Origin of the sequence: Uniformispora flossi (assembly GCF_049534875.1) — a bacterium.
In the GTDB taxonomy this organism is placed as follows: Bacteria; Actinomycetota; Actinomycetes; order Streptomycetales; family Streptomycetaceae; genus Yinghuangia; species Yinghuangia aomiensis.
This window is the reverse complement of record NZ_JBMULZ010000001.1, coordinates 506325-528517: the sequence shown is the minus strand read 5'-3', so window position 1 is coordinate 528517 and position 22193 is coordinate 506325. Positions and strand designations below refer to the sequence as shown.

At 71.3% G+C, this 22193-nt stretch carries 21 protein-coding genes; 10 read left to right on the top strand and 11 right to left on the bottom strand.

Features of this window, described 5'->3' with window-relative positions; genetic code table 11:
* Window positions 1-31: 31 nt before the first annotated feature.
* Window positions 32-499, bottom strand: coding sequence for a MarR family winged helix-turn-helix transcriptional regulator (locus ACPA54_RS02305; RefSeq protein ID WP_423526220.1), 468 nt, complete (start codon window positions 497-499; stop codon window positions 32-34).
* A 30-nt stretch (window positions 500-529) separates the two neighbouring features.
* Here ACPA54_RS02305 and ACPA54_RS02300 point away from each other — a divergent pair, with 30 nt between their 5' ends.
* Window positions 530-1624, top strand: a complete 1095-nt coding sequence (locus ACPA54_RS02300) for a GNAT family N-acetyltransferase (RefSeq protein WP_423526219.1) — start codon at window positions 530-532, stop codon at window positions 1622-1624.
* Between the two features lie 295 nt (window positions 1625-1919).
* Window positions 1920-2195 carry a DUF6510 family protein gene (locus ACPA54_RS02295; RefSeq protein ID WP_423526217.1) on the top strand — a complete coding sequence of 92 codons (276 nt, stop codon included), beginning with the start codon at window positions 1920-1922 and terminating at the stop codon, window positions 2193-2195.
* A 37-nt stretch (window positions 2196-2232) separates the two neighbouring features.
* Here the strand turns inward: ACPA54_RS02295 and ACPA54_RS02290 are convergent, their stop codons facing one another.
* From ACPA54_RS02290 to ACPA54_RS02270, 5 genes are all read right to left on the bottom strand, one after another.
* Window positions 2233-2961, bottom strand: coding sequence for a ferredoxin reductase (locus ACPA54_RS02290; protein ID WP_423526873.1), 729 nt, complete (start codon window positions 2959-2961; stop codon window positions 2233-2235).
* Window positions 2958-3557: a sulfite oxidase-like oxidoreductase gene (locus ACPA54_RS02285; RefSeq protein WP_423526871.1), complete on the bottom strand. Its 600-nt coding sequence runs from the start codon at window positions 3555-3557 to the stop codon at window positions 2958-2960. Before ACPA54_RS02285 ends, ACPA54_RS02290 begins: the two co-directional genes overlap by 4 nt.
* Before the next feature lie 215 nt (window positions 3558-3772).
* Window positions 3773-4303 carry a hypothetical protein gene (locus ACPA54_RS02280; protein WP_423526216.1) on the bottom strand — a complete coding sequence of 177 codons (531 nt, stop codon included), beginning with the start codon at window positions 4301-4303 and terminating at the stop codon, window positions 3773-3775.
* Entirely contained in the window at window positions 4300-4911 is a 612-nt protein-coding gene (locus ACPA54_RS02275; protein WP_423526214.1) for a thioredoxin family protein, read from the bottom strand. The genes ACPA54_RS02280 and ACPA54_RS02275 overlap by 4 nt, the downstream gene beginning before the upstream one ends.
* A gap of 120 nt (window positions 4912-5031) precedes the next feature.
* A complete protein-coding gene (locus ACPA54_RS02270) occupies window positions 5032-5580 on the bottom strand; it encodes a MarR family winged helix-turn-helix transcriptional regulator (protein ID WP_423526212.1) in 549 nt (182 codons plus the stop codon).
* 153 nt (window positions 5581-5733) lie between these two features.
* Here ACPA54_RS02270 and ACPA54_RS02265 point away from each other — a divergent pair, with 153 nt between their 5' ends.
* The 3 genes from ACPA54_RS02265 to ACPA54_RS02255 all read left to right on the top strand — a co-directional run bounded on the left by ACPA54_RS02265 (window position 5734) and on the right by ACPA54_RS02255 (window position 10269).
* Window positions 5734-7428 (top strand): N-acyl-D-amino-acid deacylase family protein, encoded by a 1695-nt coding sequence (locus ACPA54_RS02265; RefSeq protein WP_423526210.1) that lies wholly within the window; start codon window positions 5734-5736, stop codon window positions 7426-7428.
* Complete coding sequence (locus ACPA54_RS02260; protein WP_423526209.1) at window positions 7421-8632, top strand: amidohydrolase family protein; 1212 nt, start codon at window positions 7421-7423, stop codon at window positions 8630-8632. Before ACPA54_RS02265 ends, ACPA54_RS02260 begins: the two co-directional genes overlap by 8 nt.
* 77 nt (window positions 8633-8709) lie before the next feature.
* Window positions 8710-10269: an ABC transporter substrate-binding protein gene (locus ACPA54_RS02255; RefSeq protein WP_423526207.1), complete on the top strand. Its 1560-nt coding sequence runs from the start codon at window positions 8710-8712 to the stop codon at window positions 10267-10269.
* A gap of 69 nt (window positions 10270-10338) precedes the next feature.
* Here ACPA54_RS02255 and ACPA54_RS02250 read toward each other — a convergent pair whose 3' ends face one another.
* Window positions 10339-11565: a hypothetical protein gene (locus ACPA54_RS02250; protein WP_423526205.1), complete on the bottom strand. Its 1227-nt coding sequence runs from the start codon at window positions 11563-11565 to the stop codon at window positions 10339-10341.
* A 467-nt stretch (window positions 11566-12032) separates the two neighbouring features.
* Here ACPA54_RS02250 and ACPA54_RS02245 point away from each other — a divergent pair, with 467 nt between their 5' ends.
* Together ACPA54_RS02245 and ACPA54_RS02240 are read left to right on the top strand one after the other, a co-directional pair.
* Window positions 12033-12413: a tautomerase family protein gene (locus ACPA54_RS02245; protein ID WP_423526203.1), complete on the top strand. Its 381-nt coding sequence runs from the start codon at window positions 12033-12035 to the stop codon at window positions 12411-12413.
* A gap of 383 nt (window positions 12414-12796) precedes the next feature.
* Complete coding sequence (locus ACPA54_RS02240; protein ID WP_423526202.1) at window positions 12797-13111, top strand: hypothetical protein; 315 nt, start codon at window positions 12797-12799, stop codon at window positions 13109-13111.
* A gap of 81 nt (window positions 13112-13192) precedes the next feature.
* On the opposite strand, the gene ACPA54_RS02235 is transcribed toward ACPA54_RS02240, so the two are convergent.
* Both ACPA54_RS02235 and ACPA54_RS02230 read right to left on the bottom strand, forming a co-directional pair.
* Complete coding sequence (locus ACPA54_RS02235) at window positions 13193-14743, bottom strand: serine/threonine-protein kinase (protein WP_423526200.1); 1551 nt, start codon at window positions 14741-14743, stop codon at window positions 13193-13195.
* A 220-nt stretch (window positions 14744-14963) separates the two neighbouring features.
* Window positions 14964-16085: a lipase family protein gene (locus tag ACPA54_RS02230; protein WP_423526198.1), complete on the bottom strand. Its 1122-nt coding sequence runs from the start codon at window positions 16083-16085 to the stop codon at window positions 14964-14966.
* A 442-nt stretch (window positions 16086-16527) separates the two neighbouring features.
* Between ACPA54_RS02230 and ACPA54_RS02225 the strand changes: the two genes are divergently transcribed.
* Window positions 16528-17163: a TetR/AcrR family transcriptional regulator gene (locus ACPA54_RS02225; protein ID WP_423526196.1), complete on the top strand. Its 636-nt coding sequence runs from the start codon at window positions 16528-16530 to the stop codon at window positions 17161-17163.
* Between the two features lie 61 nt (window positions 17164-17224).
* Here the strand turns inward: ACPA54_RS02225 and ACPA54_RS02220 are convergent, their stop codons facing one another.
* Entirely contained in the window at window positions 17225-18070 is an 846-nt protein-coding gene (locus ACPA54_RS02220; protein WP_423526194.1) for a hypothetical protein, read from the bottom strand.
* 165 nt (window positions 18071-18235) lie between these two features.
* A complete protein-coding gene (locus tag ACPA54_RS02215) occupies window positions 18236-19375 on the bottom strand; it encodes a PucR family transcriptional regulator (RefSeq protein ID WP_423526192.1) in 1140 nt (379 codons plus the stop codon).
* Window positions 19376-19549: 174 nt separating this feature from the next.
* Here ACPA54_RS02215 and ACPA54_RS02210 point away from each other — a divergent pair, with 174 nt between their 5' ends.
* Window positions 19550-20164: a hypothetical protein gene (locus tag ACPA54_RS02210; RefSeq protein WP_423526190.1), complete on the top strand. Its 615-nt coding sequence runs from the start codon at window positions 19550-19552 to the stop codon at window positions 20162-20164.
* 50 nt (window positions 20165-20214) lie between these two features.
* On the top strand, window positions 20215-22191 hold the full coding sequence (locus tag ACPA54_RS02205) for a flotillin family protein (protein ID WP_423526188.1): 1977 nt from the start codon (window positions 20215-20217) through the stop codon (window positions 22189-22191).
* Window positions 22192-22193: the final 2 nt, after the last annotated feature.

Sequence of the window (22193 nt, the reverse complement as noted above, 5' to 3'; positions counted from 1 at the left end):
TCTTCCGGGCGGCCGGCGGTGGGGGTGCGTCCTACCGGGGTGCTTCGAGCTTCCGGGCGATGTTCTCCAGTGCGGCGAGATCCTCCGCGGTGAGCCGGTCGACGAAGTGGCGCCGCACGGACGCGACATGGGCAGGGGCCGCGCTCGTCAACGTGTCCATGCCCTCTTCGGTGAGAACCAGGAGGCAGCCTCTCCCGTCGTCCGGGTCGGGGGCGCGCCGCAGCAGGCCGCGGGTTTCCATGCGGGTGGCGTGTCGCGAGAGGCGGCTCCGCGACCAGCCCATTTTGGCGGCCTGTTCGTGCAGGGTGCTGGTGTGCTGGGGCCTCTCGGACAGCGTGCTGAGCACCTCGTAGTCGGGCTCGGAGAGGCCGACGTCGGCCAAGTCGCGCGCGGTTCCTGTCCGGACGGCGATCACCAGGCGGCGGAAGGCCCGCCATGCCCGGTCCTCATTCGCGTTCAGCCATTCCACCGGCTCGGCCGCCGACGTTCTCGTTGACATGTAAACAACATACCGCCTACTTTCGTTTCCATGTCAACGAAACCCGTGCGCATCCTCGTGCTGATATGCAGCAACCGCCCGGGCGCCTTGGGGCCGGCAGTGGGCGAGTGGGTGGTCGAGACGATCACCCCTCGCGCGACGGAACTCGCCGTCGAACTCGTGCCGACGGCCCTCGGCGACCTCGATCTGCCGTTCCTCGACGAAGAGCAGCATCCGGCGTCGGGGATCTACCGGCACGAGCACACACGGCGGTGGAGCGCGATCGTGGACGCGGCGGACGGCTTCATCGTCGTGACGCCGGAATACAACTACGGGATGCCCGCGACCCTGAAGAACGCGTTGGACTACCTCAGCCGCGAGTGGGCGTGGAAGCCGATCGGCTTCGTCAGCTACGGCAACACCTCCGCGGGCACCCGGTCCGTCCAGCACGCCAAGCAAGTGGTGACCACGCTGCGTCTGGTGCCGCTGGGCGCCGCGGTCGCCATCCGCATCGGCGAGGCGACGGACAACGGGAGGATCCGTCCGAACCCTGCTCTCGCGCGGGCGGCCGTCGGCGTCCTGGACGAACTCGTGCGCGTTGCCCAGGCTTTGCGGCCGATGCGCGAGCGAGCGGGATCCGGCGTGGTGCCAGGCCCGGTGCCGGGATCGTATGTGCGGCGGCTGACTCCGGACGACGCCCCGGAGGTCACCGTCCTTCAGCGATGCTGCTGGGTGGACGAGGCGTTCGCCAACGACACCTTGGACGTGCCCGCCCTGCACGAGTCCCCGGAGCAGGTCCGCGACTGGCTGGCGGCCTGGCACACCCTGGGGCTGTGGCTGGACGGTCGTCTCCTCGGCATCGTCCGGGCCCGGCGCCTCGAAACCGACTGGCACATCGGACGGCTCGGTGTGGTACCCGACCTTCGGGGTCGACGCGTAGGCCGATGGCTGCTCCATGCGGCCGAAGCCGCCGCCGAGCCGGGCTGCCGTCGCATCGTGCTGTTCACGGGCGCAGGCAGCGCCTACAACATCGGCCTCTACCGGAGCGAGGGGTACCAGCGCACACCAAGCGCGGACACCGACGGGACCGTGAGTCTCGACAAAGAGCTGAATCCCGCAGAGTCCACACCGGGCGGCGGCCCGTGACCGCGGCTTCGGTGTCAACCGCTGGGGGCATCCCCCGCAGGAGTTCCCAGGTTGCGGAGGGACCGGGTGGCTGCGCCGGTGGCGGGCGGTGCATCATCGCCGATGCGCATGGCGGGCTTCTCGGCACCGCCCACTGCGGCCGTTCGGCGTAGGCCCGGCAACACGCCGCGAGGCGTCCCGCTCGGAGGCTGCCGAGGCTGTCAACCTTCCTACCAAGATGCCCGCCGGCGGTGCAGGTTTGTCCCCTGTGACTCGTCCGGCGGAGCGCCGGAACCGCCGACGACGGGGGAGACCGATGGCCGCACCGTCCTTCCATGACGGCAACGCCTTGGCGGGCCCGCTGTCCGCCGTCTTCACCGCCGACATCACCATGGCCGTGCGTCGCTGCCCCGGTTGCGGCACCGAGGCGGCCGTCGCCGCACTGCACGTCTACGACGCGGGGCTCGCCGCCGTCGCGCGCTGCCCGCACTGTCACGACGTGGCTCTCCGCGTCGCCCGGCACGGCCAAACGCTGTGGCTGGACTTCGGGAGCGGCGGCGCCCTGCGCTTCCGGCTGGGCGGCGAGTCCTGAAGTCCGCCTGACCGCACCGGTACCTGCGGCGGACGCTTCAGCCGAAACGCTCGGTGCGGATGCGGGCCTGGTCGTGCCCCAGGCCGACCAGCAGGTTCGCGGCATGCTCGACGAAGGCCGTGGGCCCGCACACGTAACACCATGGCCGGTCGGCGGGCCGCCAACCCGTCACGTCCAGGTCGGATGCCGTCAGTCGGCCGGCCGGCCGGGGGAACCCCTCCGGCGGCCGGCGCGTGTATACGTACGCAGTGCTCGCCCCCGTCCGGTCCGCGTCCATCCGGTCCAGGTCGGACGCGAACCACCGTTGGCCCGGGTCGCGCAGCGAATAGACCAGGCGGAACGGTGCCGGGCCGGAGGCCTCTTCGCGGGCCCTGAGCATCGCCATCAGCGGTGCCACGCCCGACCCTCCCGCGACCAGCATCACCGGGTCGCGCCACTGGGGACGCCACACGAACCAGCCGCCCAGCGGCCCGCGCACCTGCACGTCCGCGCCGACCGGGAGCGCTTCCGCCAGGTACGGCGACACCTCACCGTCGGGCACCGGCTGCACCGAGATCTGCACGGCGCTTTCTCCGTCGGCCGGCGCCGACAGCGAGTAGCTGCGCACCGCCTGGTAGCCGTCGTCCGCGGTGAGCCGTACATCCACGTGCTGGCCTGCGAGGTGCCCTGGCCACGAGGGCACGGCGAACACCAACGTGCGCGCACTTGCGGTCTGGGGGAATCGGTCGACCAATCGGGCACGCAACCACGCTCCGGTCACGGTCAGTCTCCCCAATACCTCTGCTCGCGCCACGGGTCGCCGTAGTCGTGGTAGCCCAGGGCTTCCCAGAAGCCTTGCTGGTCGTGCGCCATGAGCCGCACGCCCGACACCCACTTCGCCGACTTCCAGAAGTACAGGTGCGGGATGAGCATCCGTGCCGGGCCGCCGTGTTCCGCGGTCAGAGGACGGCCGTCGTACTCGTGGACGACCCACGCCTTCCCGCCCGTGATGTCCGCCAGCGGAACGTTCGTCGTGTACCCGCCGACCGACTCGACCATCGCGTAGCCGACGTCCGTGCCCACGCCCTCCAACAGCACATCCAACGACACCCCGCGCCACACTGTGTCGAACTTCGACCAGCGGGTGACGCAGTGGATGTCCTTGCGCACGTCCTCCTGGGGCAGGCGCTGGTACTCGTCCCAGGTCCACTGCCGCCGGTCACCGTGGACGTCGGTGACCGTGAAGCGCCAACGCTGCAGATCGATGACCGGCGTCGGCCCTGCCGACAGCACGGGGAACCCGTCCGCGACAAACTGCCCCGGGGGCAGCCGAGGGTCGTCGCTGCGATTAAACCGCTTGAAGCCCGGCGACAGCCCACTCACCAAGTACTCCGCTCCGTCGGCAACCTGGTCGCCACGATGGCAGGTCCAGGGAGACATGCCCGACTTCTGCGGCCCGTGTTCCCGCTCCGCGGCCGATCACCACTCGAACGCCGCAACTTGCCGCCCCCGCAGAGACTCCTGGCCGGGGACGGCGCTACGACCGCCCGCCGGTGTCGAGGCTGTGTTCCAGAGATCCCCCTGGCCCGGGCCGACGGTCAGTCGAGGTCCTCGAGGTCCTCGAGGTCCAAACGGATCGCCTTGTTCGTGACCGGCATGAGACAACGAGATTCGCTGCACGCGCCGTAGCTGACCACCACGTCCATGGGCCCGGAGCCGTTCAGGTGCACCGGCAGCCGGAAGGTCACCGCACCGTCCGGGTACACCGGGATCTCCGTCGGGAGGCCGGCCGGGCGGATCAGCCGGGTCGGCTGATCCGCGGTCGGCGGCCCGTCGGCTGTGTTGGCGCCGCGGACGCCGATCCGGGTCGGGATACCCAGGCCGTCGACTCCTTCGTCGGGCAGGTCGATGCTGTACACGTGGAATCCGGGCTGGTCCGGGCGGAACGTGGCGCGCAGTTCGGCCGCGTTCGCGGACGTGCGGTGCAACTCGACCGTGACGGTGACCCCGCCGGCCGCGGCACGTGCGGTGGGGTCGGACACGTCCGTCGGACCGCAGCCGGTTAGGACCAGCACGGCCGTCCCGACCGCGCCGGCGGCGGACGCGACGCGGCTCCGGGGGATGCTCATCGGGGCTTCGGGGCCCAGCGGGTCAGGAACGCGGCGACCTGCGTCGCGTTCAGGTCTCGCGCGTTGGCGAAGGAACCGTCGGAGGTCGCGGTGACCACGCTGCCGTCCGGCTTCAGGATGGCCAGGGCCGGGATACCGCTGGTCTCCAGCCCGATGTACCGGCTCGCCAGCTTGATGTTGCGGTCGAAGCGGCCGACGTCGACGGCCAGCAGAACGTAGTTCTTCTGCAATACCGGGGCGACCTGCGGCGATTCGAAGAGCGTGTGCAAGGAGCGGCAGTCCGGGCACCAATCGGCACCGAAGTCGATGAGCACGTAACGGCCATCGGCGGCAGCGATCGCGAGTGCCGCCCGGATATCGGCGTCGGCGTCGCGGGTGGGGTCGTACCGGTCCGGGAGGGACGCCGCGTTGCCCGCTGCCGGAGAGTCGGCGGCGGCGGTACTCGCGGTTCTGGTCGCCGGGGCCGTAGGTTCGGCGGCGGCTGCGACAGTCGGAGTACGTTGCGCGACAGGTGCTGCTCCCGTGCCCGAACCATCGTTCGAGCCGCACCCCGTCGCGAGCACCAAGGCCGCCCCCGCGCACCCGAGCGTATAGCGCGTACCGCGCATCGAATCCCCTCCCGAAAAAACGATTGGCCGGAGGAGATTAGCGGCAGGTCAGTGCCGTTGCTCAACTGCCTGCCCGTGAACTGATCTCCGACGGGCGTGGCAGGCGTATGCGCCCGAGCCCTACGGTGTGTCGGCCGAGGGCGCTCGGCGGCTCAAGGTCGCCTCCATGGCCTGGGTCACGTACTCCAGCAGGTCGGCGAGGTCGGTGCGCTGGTCGCCGCTGAGTCCGCTGAGGACCTCCTGCATGAGGGCGTAGCGGTCGCGCTGGATCCGCCGGCTGATGCGGCGGCCCGCTGCGGTCGCCTGGACGACGACGTAGCGGCGGTCGTTCTCGTCCGGGCGACGCTCGGCGAGGCCGAGCCTGAGCAGGCGGTCGGTGGTGCGGCTGGTGGCGCCCCGGTCGATGTCGAGCGCCTCGGCGAACTCGTGCATGCGCCACTCCGGCCGTGACGCGAGGGTCTCCAGCGCGTCGACCTGGGTGGGGGTCAGTTCTTTGCCGCCCGCGCGGTACAGCGCGCGCGTCAGTTCCACGTGTGCCGGGCTGCGGGAGAACTGCTGGATGGCCCGGATCACCCGGTCCCCGGGGTCCTCGCCGCCGGGGCCGGCGGCGGCGGGCGCGGCGGCGGCGAGGGGAGTGTCCGACATGCTGCGGGCACGGCGATCGACCATGGAAGAACGGTACCGGTTGGTCGGTGATCCCCTGGTCGGCGAGGCCTATCCATGCCTATGGAATGCCTACGGCAACTCTTGCCTTAGGCATCTATTGCGGCTACGTTGCGGCGCAGGCGCCCCCTGAAACCGCAACGACCAGGAGACCCAGGCATGAGCACCAACGACATCGCCGTGCGCGGTGGGACGGTCGTCGACGGCACCGGCGGACCCCCGCGCCGCGCCGACATCGGCATCCGCGACGGACGCGTCACCGAGGTCGCCGACACCGTGACGGGCCGGCACGAGATCGACGCCGCCGGGCGTCTGGTCGTGCCGGGCTTCCTCGACATCCACACCCACTACGACCCGCAGGTGCTGTGGGACGGCCTGCTGACCCCGTCGTCCTGGCACGGCGTCACCGGGGTCGTGGCCGGCAACTGCGGCTACAGCCTCGCCCCCGCCCGCCCGCAGGACCGCCGGTCGCTGCTGGGCACGTTGGAGATGGTCGAGGACATGCGCGGCCCGACCCTCGCGGCCGGCGTGACCTGGGATTTCGAGACCTACCCCGAGTACCTGGCAGCCGTGCGGCGGCGCGGCACGGCGATCCACTTCGGCGGGTTCGTCGGCCACACCGCGGTCCGCACCTACGTCATGGGCGAGGAGGCGTACGAACGTCCCGCCACCGACGACGAACTCGTCCGGATGCGCCGCGTGGTCGCGGACTCGCTGCGCGGGGGCGCCCTCGGATTCTCCAGCGACCGCGCCGGCTTCCACCTCGGCGACGGCGGCCGCCTGGTCCCGTCCATGGTCGCGACGCAGGAGGAGGTCGAAGCGCTCGCGTCCGTCACCGCCGAGGTCGGCCTCGGTGTCGTGCACATCGCGACCGGGGAGAACTACCGCTGGGTATACGACTTCCAGCGCCGCCTCGGCCGCCCACTGACCTGGACGTCCATCCTCACCTACCCGGAAGGCACCGCCTCCCGGGCCCCCTACCGGGACAAGCTCGCCGACCACCTGCAAGGCCGCCGCGACGGCGCGGACGTCTGGGTGCAGGTCACCTGCCGCCCCATCACCCAGGAATTCACCGTCGCCGAACCGACGTCCTTCTACGCGCTGCCCGCGTTCGCCGACCTCGTCGCCGTCCCGGTCGACCGCCGCCACGACGTCTTCCGGGACCACGCCTGGCGGGCCCGCGCCTGGGCGGAGTTCGAGAGCGGCACCTGGCTCAACCCGCGGTGGCAGACCATCACCGTCTCGTCCTCGCCGTCCCGCCCCGACCTGGTCGGCGCACCCGTCGCGGCGATCGCCGCCGAGCGCGGCACCACGCCCTTCGACGTCATCTGCGACCTCGCCCTCGACGACGACCTCGCGAGCCGCTTCACCGTCACCTTCGCCAACGACGACAAGGACGGCGTGACCGAGCTCGTCCGCAGCGAGGGCTGCATCATGGGCCTGTCCGACGCAGGCGCGCACGTCGGCCAGATCTGCGACGCCGTCATGCCCACCGACTTCCTCGCCAACTGGGTGCGCGACCGGGACGTCATGCCGGTCGAACGCGGCGTCCACAAGCTCACCGGCGAGATCGCCGACGTCCTCGGCCTCGACCGCGGACGACTGCGCCCCGGCGCCCACGCCGACCTCGTCGTGCTCGACTACGCCGCCCTGTCCCCGGGCCCGACCCGCCGCGTGCGCGACCTGCCCGCCGACGGCGAACGCCTCGTCGCCGACGCGCCCTCGGGCATCGACCACATCCTCGTGGCCGGTGTCCCCATCCGGGAGCACGGCGCCCAGGTCACCGACCGCCTGGACCGCCTGCCCGGCACCCTGCTCACCCCGCCCGGAACCCCGGAGGCCTCCCATGGCTGACCTGCTCGAACGCATCCTCGCCTACGCCGGCCCGAAGGGCGAGCTGGTGCTGCGCGGCGACACGCCCACCGGCACCAACCGGTTCCGCATCATCTCCGTCGACGACCACCTGATGGAGACCCCGCAGCTCTTCCGCGACCGCGTCCCCGCCCGCATGCGGGACGCCGCACCGCACCTCGAACGCGACGAACTCGGCAACGACTGGTGGGTGTTCGGCGAGGAACGCGTCCCCCTGCTGGGCTCCGACGCCATCCGCGGCTGGGAAGCGGGCAAGGGCTACCTCGGCCCCGTCAACTTCGACGAACTGCACCCCGCCACGTACGACGCGGGCGAACGCGTCCGCGTCATGGACGCCGCCGGCATCGCCGCCCAACTCAACTTCCCCTCCGCACCGTTCGGCTTCGCAGGCCGTCGCTTCCTCGGTATGCAGGACCGCGACCTCGGCCTCGCCTCCGTGCGCGCCTACAACGACTGGCTGCTCGACGCCTGGATCACCCCCCACCCCGGCCGGTTCATCGCCTGCCAGATCCCGTGGCTCGGCGACCCCGAAGTCGCCGCCGCGGAGATCCGACGCAACGCCGAACGCGGCTTCGTCGCCGTCTCGTTCAGCGAGAACCCCGAGCGCCTCGGACTGCCGTCCCTGTACAGCGACGCATGGGACCCGTTCTTCCGCACATGCGAGGAGACCGGCACGGTCGTGAACCTGCACGTCGGTTCGTCGTCCGAGACGATCGTCCCGTCCCGCGACTCCACGGCCGCGGTGCTCGGGGTCCTCTTCCCGATCAACTCGATGGCGGCCGCCGCCGATTGGCTCTTCGCCCGCATCCCGCTGCGATTCCCGGACATCCGCATCGCGTTGTCCGAAGGCGGCATCGGATGGGTGCCGATGTTCATCGACCGGATTGCGTTCATGGGCCGCGACCTCGACTACAGCGCCGACTTCGGGCCGCACTCGCCCGTCGACATCCTGCGCCGCAACTTCTACTTCACGGTGCTCTCCGACCCGGCGACGATGCAGCTGCGGCACCTCATCGGCGTCGACCACATCATGGTCGAAACCGACTACCCGCACCCCGACTCCACCTGGCCGCACAGCCAGGAAGTCCTCGCGGAGCAGTTCGCCGGCGTCCCGGACGACGAGATCGAGCTGATGACCTCCGGCAACGCGGCGGCCCTGTACCGGCACCCCGCCGTCGCGCACTGAGCCCGGAACTCCTCGCCCCGGTCCCGCCCCGGACCCCGTTGCCCGAACATTCCCCCGATCTCTCCGCGGAGGCCACGTTGTTCGCACAGTCCGCAGCACATCCCCGCCGAAGACTCGCCGCCCTCGCCGCCGGGCTGTCCGCGCTCGCCGTGATCACGACCGCCTGCGGCTCGGGCGGTTCGCGTTCCTCGTCCGACGGCGGCAGCCTCACGATGCTCGCGATCCAGGATTCGGCCTCACTGGACCCCTTCCGCCGGGCCTACGTCGCCGTCACCGACGAGCCGCGCCTGGCCGCCCTGTACGACCCGATGCTCACCATCGACCCCAAGACCGGCAACGTCGTGCCGCACCTCGCGGAAAGCCTGCGGACCGCGGACGGCGGCGCGACGTGGCAGCTCAAGCTGCGCCCAGGCGTGCTGTTCTCCGACGGCACCGCGTTCGACGCGGAGGCCGTCAAACGCAACTGGGAGACGCACACCAAGCCGGAGACCAAATCCGTGCACGCGGCCTATGCCGCAGGGCTCAAACTCACCGTCGCCGACGCGACGACGCTCGACATCGTCCCGTCCGCACCTAACCCCAACCTCGACCGGACGATCGCGACGCACCTCACGTACATCGAGGCGCCCTCCGCCTTGGACAAGGGCATCGACGCGGCCGGGGCCCAACCCGTCGGCGCAGGCCCGTTCATGCTCAAGTCCTGGACACGCGGCGCCGAGCAGGTGTTCGTCCGGAACCCGCACTACTGGCAGAAGGACAAGGGGCTGCCCAAGCTGGCGCAGCTCACCGTCAAGACGTCCCCGGACGGCAAGCAGAACCTCAACGCCGTGCGGTCCGGCCGCGCCGACCTGTTCATGACCGCCGTCCCGGAGATCCTGACGGACGCGGAGAAGGACCTCCAGACCTTCCACCAGAAGGATCTGGGCGGGCAGATGTTCCTGTTCAACACGACCCGGGCGCCGTTCGACGACCCGCGCGCCCGGCGGGCGATCGCCCTCGCGCTCGACCCGGCGGACATCCCGGCGACGCTGCACAACGGCTATGTGCCGGCGACCGGCTACTTCAACCCGGCCTCTCCGTTCTTCGACCCGGCGGCGTCCCAGCCGGCCCAGGACAAGGCCGCGGCGCAACGGCTCTTCGACGAACTCGCGGCCGAGGGCAAGCCGGTGAACTTCACCCACCTCATCCCGCAGAACGTCGACTCGCAGAAGGTCGCCGAGTACGTCCAGTCGCGGTTGCAGGAGTTCCGCAACGTCTCGATGAAGATCGAGTCCCTGGAGATCGGCGCGTACATCGTGAAGTACGCGATCAACAAGGACTTCCAGTCGCTGCTCTTCCAGCAGTGGCTCGTCGACCCGGAGCCCGAAGTGTTCAACATGCTCCAGTCGCAGAGCCCCATGAACTACGGAGGCTGGCGCAACCCCGAAGCCGACGCCGCCCTCCAGGCCGGACGCGCCGGCGCCGACCCCGCCGTCCGGAAGAAGGCCTACGCGGACCTGCAGCGGGTCCTGGCGGCGGAACTCCCGGTGTGGGTGTACTCCCAGTCGATGGCCGGACCGGTGGCTGCCAAGAAGGTGACGGGACTCGAGCAGTACACGACCGGCTGCTTGTTCATGGATCGCCTTGACGTGAGCTGAGGTCCCGACGGAGCAATCCGGGGGAACGCACGGGCAGCCATCCGAGCATGCGGGTGGCTGCCCGAAGCGCTACAGCTCCTTGGCGGACTGACGGATCGTCTCGGCGGCGGGCTTCGCGCCCGGGTCGGGGGCCCGCGCCGATCCGGTGGCCGGTCCGGACCGCGGACCGCCACGCTCCTCGGACGATCCGGCGACGAGGGCCCGCACGTCTTCCGCGGTCCGCAACCCCTGGCCGGCGGCAGCTGTCCGACCCGGGTGCGCGGACGGGACCGCGGCGGCTGTCGCCGGCTTCGACACCGCCGATGCCTCTCTCGCCCCGGCGGACCCGGCGGATCCGGCGGACCCGGCGGCCGCATCGAGTGCCGTGCCCAGCGCCACGGACGCTTCGTCCGGCAGTGCGGCCGGCAGCGCTTCCAGGGTGCGCCGCGCGGCGGCCCGTTCCGTTGACAGCAACGCGGTCAGGCTTTGGTCCCGGTCGCCCGCCGCGACGCCGGTGACGACCTGGTGCGCCGTGGTCATGTAGGCCGTCGCGGCGCGGCGGCGTTCGTCCGGCCGCAGGCGCGCCTCGATGTCCTGGCGCGCCGTTCGGCCCTTGGCCTGCTCGGCCTCGTACGCGGACACCATCGTGGCCCAGGTGGCGTCCACGACGTCCCGTGCCGCGGGGCCGCCGCGCTTTTCCGCGTGTTGCGCCTCCCGCAGCCACGCGCGTTCCCGGCCGGGGGCGAGATCGGTCGACGACGCCGCCAAGCGCGCATACACGTTCTCGTGGGCCTCGGCCGCGGCCCAGTGCACCTTGGCCGCGGCGCTCGCGTGGAGTTCCCCATGGGCGGTGTCCACGAGACCGCGCGCGTACTCCAGCATGTCCAGGCCCGGGGCGTTGCGATCGCGGGCGCCGTACCGGTCGATCATGGCGTCGAGGTAGTCCCGGACGATCGCCGCCTCGTCGGACGCGTAGAAGCCGCTCTGCGCCTGCGCCGCGGCGCGGCCGGCCGCCTCCCGCGCGGTGCTCGCCTCGGTCTGACGACGCAGCGAACTCGTCGCCGCCGGCTTCCGGTGGCGCTTGTCGAAGGCCGCGGACAGGGCCTTGCCGGCGCGCTGCGCCAGCTTTCGCTGGAACGCCCGGTCCTCTTTCGTGGCCGCGAAGCGCTCGCCGAGCGCCTCAGCCCTCCCGGAGCCGAGGAATGACGCGGCCAGCGCCTCCGGCTTCTGGAAGCGCTCCCACCGTCCCCACGATGCCCAGCGGTTGTGGGTGTCGAGGGAGGACTGCCCGGGGGAGTCGGCGGAACTCCAGGTCATGTGGCCGGTCTTTGGATCCCGTATCCAGCCTTCGCGGGTGCCGGCGTGCTGCTGTTCGCGTACCGGAGCTTCCGCACGGAACGGCGGGGCGTGCTCGTCGGGCGCCCGCGATTCCTCCCGCTTTCCCCACCGCGTCCACCATCCGCCCACGCATGCTCCACGTGCCTCGCCCGCCCGGCCGTCGGCCCGCCGCGAACCGGGCAAGCCGACAGGAACATCCGGCGGGCGGCAGAACGCTACCCGCACCGTTGGTGTGTCGCCGCGATGCCGCGGATAAGGCGGGCGATGTCCGTCCGCGTGGCCGAAATCGTCCCTTCGGCCGCGCGGACTGGACACCCGCCGCGGTCGGTCGCGGCGGTGCCGCTCGGGGCTTTCCGTCGGCTGGTCCGATTCCGTGGACATCGGCGGCCTTCCCCAAGTACCTTTGAGAACAAAGGCTTTGTTGTCAAAGGGAACGGGGTTCACTCATGCCTCATCTGACCGTCCACCTCGCGGAGAGCAAGCTGACCGGCAAGGAGTCCGGGCTCGTCGCCGCGCTGACCGACGCGGTCGTCGATGTCTACGGCGAATGGGCCCGCGACCTCGTGAGCGTCCGCCTTGCCGGAGTCCCCGCAGGCCGTTTCGCGCAGGGCGGCAAGGCCGCCGACACCAACGCCTCGGTGACCATGGGCGTACGGGCCGGCGTCTTCGACCGCCCCGACGCGGCCGAGATCACCGGGCGCCTCGGTACCGCGCTCACCGATGCGCTCGCGCGTATCGTCGGCGAGGACCTCCGCGCCGGCACGATGGTCGAACTCGTGGCGTCACCGCCGGAACGCACCTTCGTCGGCGGCGTCCTCGCCGTGTGACTTCCCTCGGGGCCACGGACGCGGGCGGGCCGGCATGGGCCGTCCGTCCGCCTGTGCCGGTTTGCCGTCGGCAGGGGCTCTGCCGCGCCGGTATCCGCCTTTTGCGGACGGGAAGTCGTGATCAGGCGGTGTGTGCGGCTTCGCCGCGGAGCCGATTGTGCCCTGCGAAACCCGCGTTCGGCGTCGTGCAGCGTTGCTCACCCGGTCCGGTTGCAGTGTGGTCTCGGGCATTCACAGTCGGAACTTCGGACTGCCAGGGTCGGTCCCTGTCCGGCGCGGTCCGCGGCGGGCGTCGTCGGCGGAGAGGGACGTTTGTGGACCTGAGGAAGCGTGTCGGGAGGCTGGTGGCCGCCGGTGCTCTGCTGGCGGGGTCGCTCGTGGGCGTGAGCGCGACAAGCGCGAGTGCCGGCGAGTCCGGTGCGGAGGCGTTCTGCAACACCATCGACCAGGTGCGGAACAGTTCGAGCGGGTTCGGCTACTTCCTGGGTACGGTCCCGGTGCACATACACCCGTATGGGGCTTGTGCCGCGACCAACTTCCGTTCGGGAACCAAGTTCTACTACTGGTGCTACCGCTACAACGACTACGGGAACTTCTGGATCTTCGGGCGCGTCGCGGGCAGCGAGTACACCGGCTGGGTGTACTCGCCGAACGTCACGTGGGAGACGGGTTCGCTGAACTCGTGCGACCCGAGTTGACCGATCCCGCCCGCAAGTGACCGCGGGGGCGTCGGCGTTTCGCCGGCGCCCCCTGGGCGTGCGGCACTTCCTCAGGACGAATCACCCGCGGACCGGCGGCCGGTAGGCCGGGCCGGCGGCGGCTGCGAGGGTGGCGTGGAGGCGGGCGGCACGGGACGTGGCGGCGTCGTCGTTCCAGGAGATGAGCAGGAACTCCGCCTCGCGGTCGTCGTCGGCGCCGGGACGGCGCAGCGGGGCGGGGACGGGCCGCTTGGCGTCGGAGTGCAGGACCACGGTGAGGCGCAGCGTATTGCCGGTGCGGCTGACGGACACGAGCGCGACGTCCTGCCAGGTGACGGTGAACGCCGTTCCGCCGAGGCGCATTTGCAGCACGCGGGCGTCGATGCGGAGCGAGCTGCGGACGAGGAGGGGGAGTGCGCCGACCAGACGGGGCAGGAACCCGAGCAGGATGGCGCTGACGGACAGGAACACTCCGACGAGGAGTTGCCCGATCAGCGCGGTCCAAGTGCACAGGACCGCGGTGATCAAGGCGGCCCACAACGCCGACTTCCGGATGCGTCGGCGGAAGACGGCTGGGCCGCCGTCCTGTACGGCGAACTCGTGGACGGCGGACGGTGTGACGGGTATGCGCGGCGCGACCGCAGGCGGGGGCGGCGGCACGCGACGAGCGGGCGCGATGTACGTGCCTTGCGCGGGAGCCCCTGCGGCGTGAGGGTTGGGCGCAGTCGGCGCCGACCCGGGCGCCGGGGACGGTGTCCGTACGTCGACCGGTATGCCGCGCGCGTCGATTTCCGCTGCCGGCTGTCCGGCCGCGGGCGCCGGCGTTTCGGTCAGCATGGCACCGACCTCGTGCGCCGACGGGCGTTCCTCCGAGGCCTTCGACAGGCACTTGGCGAGCGTCGTGACAAGCCCCGGCGGAACCCCGTCGAGCCGTGGCGGCGCATGCACGACGCGGAACAGCAGCGCATGCGAGGCGCCGTGCCCGAACGGCGGTTCCCCCGTCGCGGCGAAGACCAGCACGGACGCCAGCGAGAAGATGTCCGATGCGGGGCCGACCGCCGTCCCGAGGGCTTGTTCGGGCGACATGAACCCGGGTGTGCCGACCACCATGCCCGTCGAGGTCAGCGCCGAACCGCCGCCGTCCTCCATGGCTTTGGAGATGCCGAAGTCGATGACGCGGGGCCCGTCGTCCAGCAGCAGGATGTTGGACGGCTTGAGGTCGCGGTGCACCAGGCCGATGCGGTGGAAGGAGTCCAGCGCCTCGGCCAGGCCGGCGCCGAGCCGGCGTACCGCGGCCTCGTCCATCGGTCCTTGCGCGGCGATGTGTTCGTCGAGGGCGGGTCCGGGGACGTATTGGCTCGCCACCCAAGGGGATTCGGCGTCCGGGTCGGCGGCGACGACGGGTGCGGTCCAGAAACCGCCGGCTTTCATCGCCAGGTCGACCTCGCGCCGGAACCGCTTGCGGAACCCCGGGTCCTGGGCGATCTCCGGCCGCACTTGCTTGACCGCCACCCGGCGGCCGGACGCGGACTCGCCGAGGAAGACCTGCCCCATGCCGCCCGCCCCGAGCCGCGCCGTCAGCCGGAACGGACCGATGGCCGCCGGATCCCCCGGCTGCAACGCCTCCGCCACACCCAACCCCCGTCCGCGATGTCTTGATCTCGCCACCCTAGGGGGCGAAGCCCGCTCGTCGGGTTCGGACGGGTGCCGTCGTGCTGCCGCAGCGGTACCGCCGGGGCGTGGCTGGGGGGTTCAGGGGTGGGTCTGGGCTTCGAGGTGGTCCGGCCTCGACAGCTGGAGCCTCGGTGGTGACTGACGCGGAAGGCCGAGGCCACCGAGCCGACGGCGGGGATCACGGTTCGAAGGTGCAGGCGCCGGTCACGGGGGTGCCGGCAAGGCGGGCCTGGATCCAGGCGACGTCGTCGGCGACGGCCGACGCGCCCAAGGTGTGGGCCCCGTCCGGATAGGGCTTGAACTCGATTGCGGCCGCACCTCGTGCGCACAGGTCCTGGGCGACGGCGTTGTTCATCGCGCTGAGGATGTCCCGGCCGCCCTGGGTGAGCAGCACCGGGACGCGGAGCTTGACCTGCGAGGTGGCGTTGGCCGTGAGGTAGGCCTTGATCGGACCCAGGTCGGCGTTCGGAAGGAGGACGTCGTCCGGGGCGGGCATCGGTCCGGTGTCGCCGAAGCATTCCTGCGGGTCGAACCGGACTTGGGCGAGCGCCGCGGGCGTGAGGAAGGCTTCGGGCTTGACGTTCGGGTCGGTCAGGGAAGCGGCGCGGACGAGCGTGAGGAAGATGCCGATGTACGGTGCGGAGGTTTCGGACTGCTGGGCGACCAGATCCGGCATCGCGTCGAAGCCGACGGCCGGAGCCTCGGCGATGATGCCCTTGACGTCCAACTCCGGCGCGTACTCGGGCGCATAGTGCCCGGACCACAGCGCGGCATGTCCGCCTTGCGAATTGCCGCTGAGAATCGTGGACTTGCCGATGTCGGGCGTCAGGTTCCGGGCGGCGCGGACCAGGTCGTGCGTGCTGTACGCGGCCGACTTGGCGTGCAGGTAGGCGTGCGGGGTGCCGGTCGCGCCGAGGCCTAGGTAGTCGGGTTGGACGACGGCGAAGCCCTGGGCGAGGAGGGTGTCCACCAGGCCGGGGCCGGCGTCGGGGTCATTGTTGAGGAACGCCCAAGTACCGCGTGAAGGACCGCACTTCGGGGCCGATCCCAGCGTGCCGTGATCCGTGGCGGCCACCGGCCACCCGCCGGCGGGGGCGGGGCCCGGCGGCAGGAAGACGAGCCCGGTCGTGGCGACGGGTTTGCCGTCGTAGCCGGTGGTCGCGTACATCACCAGGATCTGCTTGGCGGCGCCGGCGAAGCCCGCTTGGGGGACGTCGAAGGGGCGCTGACGGATGACATCGCCGGGCTTGACCGGTGGAAGCGGCACCGGCGGGTCGAAGAAGGCGTCCCCGTCGGGCACCGGCGCCGAGGACGGCGCCGAGGACGGCGGCGGGGCGGAGGCGGACGCCGAGGGGTTGTTCGGGACGTCGGCGTGCGGTGATGGCGCGCCGACCGCGGAGGGCCGCGCGCCGCCTTCCGCCGAACGGTGCGATCCCTCCCTGCTGCATCCGGCTGCGGCAAGGGCCGCGAGGCACGCGAGGACCGCGGCCCCTCGCCCGAACGGGCCGAATGCCGCGGTCGGCCTGTCGTATACGGAACGCATATGCCCCACTTCCGAGACGATCCGTGGCGAAGAATCCGGTCATTGCCCGCAGGGTTGTGCGCGAACACGGAAACGGTGCGCGCGCACGGCGGGATCGCCCGGCCGTTCGCCGTTCCGTGCCGTGCCGTGCGCGCCGTGGAGCCGTTCCGACTGCGAGGGAAGCGTAGACGCAGAAAGTGAACTCGGCTAGCTTTTGGGCATGGATGCGGAGAGGGCGGCGCGGCTCGACAACATCCGTACGCCGCGCGGCCGTTACGCGAAGGGGGTCCGCCGCCGCAACGAAATACTGGCGGTGGCACTGGACGTCTTCGCGACCCTCGGCGACAAGGGCGCGCTCGTCAAGGAGATCGCGGGCCGCATGGGCATGTCCCAGGCCGGCGTCCTGCGCTACTTCGGTTCCCGCGAAGGCCTGCTCATCTGGACGCTCGCCGAACGGGACCGCCTCGCCAAGGAACAGATCGCTCGGGAGTCCTACGGCGACCCTCTCGCGCCGATGGCCGCGACACTGCGCCGCAGCGCCGAAGTGGCCGGCCTGGTACGCCTCTACGTCAGCATGGCCGCGGCATCCGGATTCCCCGCGCACCCCGCGCGCGACTTCTTCGAGGTCCGCAACGGCGACATCATCGACGCCTTGCGCGACGGCCTCGCCGAGTTGCAGCGCGACGGCCGCATCCGCCCCGACGTCGACCCTGACGCCGTCGCCCGCCTCGCCCTCGCCGCATCGGACGGCATTCAGCACCAGTGGCTGCTCGACCCCACGGTGGACATGGGCAGCGTCATCGACACCATCGTCGCGCTGGTCGTCGATGTGCCCCGGCCGTCCGGGCCACGCTGACTTCGACTGTCGCGTGCAACCGGCCGACTCGTGGGCGCATCGAGGCCGGTCGGCCCCGCGCCTACGGCCGTTCGAACAGTTGCAGGACGCCGCCGACGGAGAAGCAGAGCGCGCCGACGAGGGTGCCCCAGTTGGCGATGTCGGCGTTGACCAGGCTGCCGGTCGCGGGGCGGGTGTACGCGGCGAGGGCTGAGACCATGAAGAGGACGGAGCCGAACTGGTTGACGGCGACGATCCGCCAGCCGAGGCTGCGTTGCCGGAGGCAGGGGCGCGACCGGTGGCAGATCTCCACGAAGGCGAGGTGACCGGAGATCAGGAACAGCAGACAGCCGATCACGTCCGGCGTCCAGATCAGCCGGTTGACCTGCTGGACGTTCAGCCCCTGCAGGAAGGAGTCCAGCAGGTTGACGGCGAACACCAGCGTGCCGGTGAACAGGACGAACGTGCTGAGCCAGTCGACTCGCGTCGGCTCGTAGCTCCACCAGCGCCATGGCCGGGTGACCAGCCGGCCCTCGCCGCCGGGGAGGTGGCGCGGGGCGTTGACGACCTGGAGCAGGGAGACGTAGCCGCCGGTGTTGAAGAAGAGGCCCCCGGCGAAGTAGATCGAAGCGCAGGTGGTGGCATCGCCTGAGCCGAACTGGGCAACGGCGGCCCCGGCCGCGAACAGCGCCCCGCCGACGACGAAGGCCGTGGCCGCGATGGCGTTGAGCCGCCGCAGACGGGCGAGGGCCTTGTCGTCGGCGACGGTGCGGCGCGCGGCGACCGCGCCGGGCGCGTGCACGGCGAGCACACCACGCCGCCGCGCCGGCCGCGACTCCCACACGGCTGTGCCGCCACCGGGCGGATGCCAGGTGAGACGGGTCGTGAACGGTCCGGCGCCTTCGGCACGCTGGTCGGGGTGAGCCACAGGCCGAGACTAGGCGCGCGCCGAAGCACCGACCGTGCGCAACGCCGACGGTGGACTGGAGACGATTACACGCAAGTGAGGGCCGGACGCCCGTTGCCGGGAATCGGCAACGGTGTCGGGGGCGCACTCCCGGACGCTGGTGTGGACGGGCGAGTGCGTCCGTCCTCACAGCTCCTTCGTCGGCCAGTCGAGGAGTTTGGCGCCGATGACCGCGGTGTGGAGGACGTAGCGGTGGAGGGGGTCCGCGGGGTCGGAGCCGGTCAGGGTCTTGATGCGGTCGAGGCGGTAGGTGACGGTGCGGACGCCCAAGCGCAAACGGCGGGCGGTTTCGGCGGCGACGCAGCCGGAGTCGAAGTACGCCCACAGGGTGTCCAGGAGCGGCTGGGCGCCGCCGCGGGCGTCGCGCAGCGGGCCGAGGGCGGTGCGGACCAGGTCGGCCATGGCGTGCCGGTCGCGGGTGAGGACGGGGAAGACCAGCAGGTCCGCCGCGTACAGGACCGGCGTGGTGAGGGGCATGCGTTCGGCGAGGTCGAGGGCGTTGAGGGCTTCTTCGTACGAGTGGACGACGCCGCCGGGGCCCGGGTGGGCCCGGCCGATGGCCACCCGTCCGCCGTCGGTGGCGGCGCGTGCCTGCTCGGCGAAGTAGGCGAGCATGTCGTCCTGGGAGCCGGGCGCGACGCAGATCAGCCGCCCTTCCTTGGTGGCGAGCAGGATGCGCCGGGCGCCGAAGCGGGCGACCAGGGCCTGTTCGACGCGGCGGGTGACCGGGTGGGTGTCGTCGTACGGTTCCGGGCCGGTGGCGACGGCGGCGGCGTGTTCGTAGGCGAGGCGCAGCCCGAAGCGTTCGGCGCGTTCGGCGAGCCGGTTCAGGTTGCTGCGCCCGTAGAGCAGGTCGTCGACGAACTCGCGGCGTGCGGCCTCTTCCTGACGGACCGCCAGGCGCTGGGCGTAGTCGTATCCCTCACTTGTGGCGTCCACGGCCTGGCGGACCGCCTCCAGCACGCCCGCGGTGACGGCGCTCATCTCGCGGGCGGTCGCGGCGCTCGCGGCGCCGGGCAAGGTCGGCCAAGCGGCGCATGCGGCGGACAGGTGGGCGGCGACCACCCGGCGGAGGCTGTACCCGTGTTCGGCGGCGCGTTCGCCGAGGGCGCGGCGGGCGTCGATTTCGTCGCGGGTGAGGCGCCGTCCGGTCTGCGAGACCTCGGCGAGGGCTTCCGCGAAGCCGTCCACGTATTCCTCGGGTATCTCCACGGCTACGCGTGCTCTCCTTCTCCCGCCTCGGGGCCTGCGGGCCGAGTCTGGCATAAAGAAAGCGTAAAGATTGCCGGGGGTCGGCAATGTGCGCGGACCTGTTGTGCACGCAGGATGTGGGGCACGGGGGGATCGCGGTCCCGCCGCCGGCCTCCGGCAGGTACCCGAGGCGGCGGCGGGGCGTGCACCGGTCGCTGTCGGGCGTATGCGGACGAGGGGGTGGCGTCGATGGACGAATTTGCCGCCGCGGTGCTGGCGTTCCCGGCCGTGGTCTTCACGTTCGCCCTGGTCGTCGTCGTGGCGTTCTGGCTGTGCGTCCTCGTCGGCGCGGTCGAGCACGACTCCTTCGACGACGGTTCCGCCGGGGACGTGCTGGGGCTCGGCGGGGTGCCGCCGACGGTGTCGGTGTCGCTGTGGGTCGCCATGGCGTGGGTGCTGAGCCTGGTCGGCGGAGTCCTGTTCGGGAGCGCCGCTCCTTCCGCCGGGATGCGCGCGGTCGTGGACGTGGGGGTGCTCGCCGCGGCCGTCTGCGCCGCTTGGCTCGCCTCCCGTGTGGTGCTGCATCCGCTGCGGCACTTGTTCCCCGACGAACCCGGGCCGTCCCGCCACGACTTCATCGGTCTGACGTGCGTCATCCGGACCGGGCGGGTCGACGGGCGCTTCGGCCAAGCCGAGGTGACCGCGCGGGACGGCGCCACGGCCATCGTCCAGGTCCGTCAGACCGGCACCGACGTATTCGCGGCCGGGGGAACCGGGCTGCTGTACGCCTACGACGAGCCGGGGGAGTTCTTCTGGGTCGCGCCCTTCGACGCGGCGCTGGACCTGGGGGCCCCGCTCGCCTGAGCTTCGTCGGCCGCTCTCGTGCGGGCCGACCGCTTCGCGAAGGATGTCTCATGAATGCCATTGGTGTGGGCCTCGCCGTGTTCGTCGCCGTGGTCCTGCTCATCGGTCTCGCCATGCTGCTGGTGGTCAGCCGCCTGTACCGCAAGGTCGAGCAAGGAAAGGCGCTGATCGTCTCCAAGACCCGCCGGGTGGACGTCACCTTCACCGGCCAGGTCGTCCTGCCGATCCTGCACAAGGCCGAGGTCATGGACATCTCGGTCAAGACGATCGAGGTGCACCGCTCGGGCCGGGACGGGCTGATCTGCCGCGACAACATCCGCGCCGACATCCGCATCTCGTTCTTCCTGCGGGTGAACAAGACCGTCGAGGACGTCGTCAAGGTCGCCCAGGCCATCGGCAGCGCCCGGGCCAGCGACGCCAAGATCCTCCAGGAGTTCTTCAGCGCCAAGTTCTCCGAGGCGCTCAAGACCGTCGGCAAGCAGCTCGACTTCACCGACCTCTACACGCACCGCGAGGAGTTCCGCGACCGGATCATCCAGGTCATCGGCACCGACCTCAACGGCTACAGCCTTGAGGACGCGGCGATCGACTACCTCGAGCAGACCCCGGTGACGAGCCTGGACTCCGCCAACATCCTCGACGCGCAGGGCATCCGCAAGATCACCGAGCTGACCGCGGTGGAGCACGTCCGCACCAACGAGTTCCGGCGGACCGAGGAGAAGGAGATCACCCGGCAGAACGTCGACGCGCGCGAGGCGATCCTGGAACTGGAACGCCGCCAGGCCGACGCGGAGATCAAGCAGGCCCGCGAGATCGCCACGGTGCGCGCCCGCGAGGAAGCGGAGACCGCCCGGGTGCAGGAAGAGGAGCGGCTGCGCGCGCAGACCGCGTACTACAAGACCGAGGAGCACCTCGGCGTGCAGCGCGAGAACGTGGCGCGCGAGGTCGTGGTCGCGGAGAAGAACCGCGAGCGGGTCATCGCGGTGGAGAACGAGCGCATCGAGAAGGACCGGCAGTTGGAGGTCATCGCCCGCGAACGCGAGACCGAGCTGACCCGGATCGCGGCGAACCGCGAAGTGGAGACCGAGCGGCGCGACATCGCCGAGGTGATCCGGGAACGCGTCGCGGTGGACCGGACCGTCGCCGAGCAGGAGGAGAGCATCAAGCGCCTGCGGGCCGTCGAGGAGGCCGAGCGGGAGCGCGCGGCCATCGTGATCCGGGCCGAGGCGGAAGCGCAGGAGAACCTGGTCAAGGGCATCAAGGCGGCCGAGGCCGCGGAGCAGGCCGCGGCGCACAAGGCGCGCGAGCAGCTGACGCTGGCCAAGGCCCGCCAGGACGCCGCGGAGCTGGAGGCGCGGGCGAAGGTGCGCCTGGCCGAGGGGACGCAGGCCGAGGCCGCCGCGGAAGGCCTGGCCGAGGTGCTGGTGCGGGAGCGGAGCGCCGCGGCGCTCGAGAAGGTCGGGCAGGCCGAGGCGCTGGTCGCCGAGCGCAAGGCGGCCGTCGAAGCCGAGGCGATCGGGCTCAAGCTCAAGTCCGAGGCCGCGGGCCTGACCGAGAAGGCCGCCGCGATGGCCGCGTTGGACGAAGCGTCGCGCGGACACGAGGAGTACCGCCTGCGGCTCGCCGCGGAGAAGGAAGTCCGGCTCGCCGGGCTCGACGTGCAGCGGCAGGTCGCCGAAGCCCAGGCCACCGTTCTGGCGACCGGGCTGGAGAACGCCGACATCAGCATCGTCGGCGGCGAGAGCGTCTTCTTCGACCGCCTCGTCGGGGCGATCTCGCTCGGCAAGGGCGTCGACGGTTTCGTGCGGAACTCGGACACCGTCAAGGCCCTGGCCGGACCGTGGATGGACGGCAGCGCGGACTTCACCGCGGACCTGAAGGAGATCCTCGGCTCCCTCGGCACCGCGGACGTGCAGAACATGACCGTCTCGGCGGCGCTCATGCAGCTCATGCGGGACGGCCGCCTCGGCCCCGACACCGCGGCCGGGGCAGCCGGACTGCCCGGTGCCAACGGCGTCAAGAACTGAAA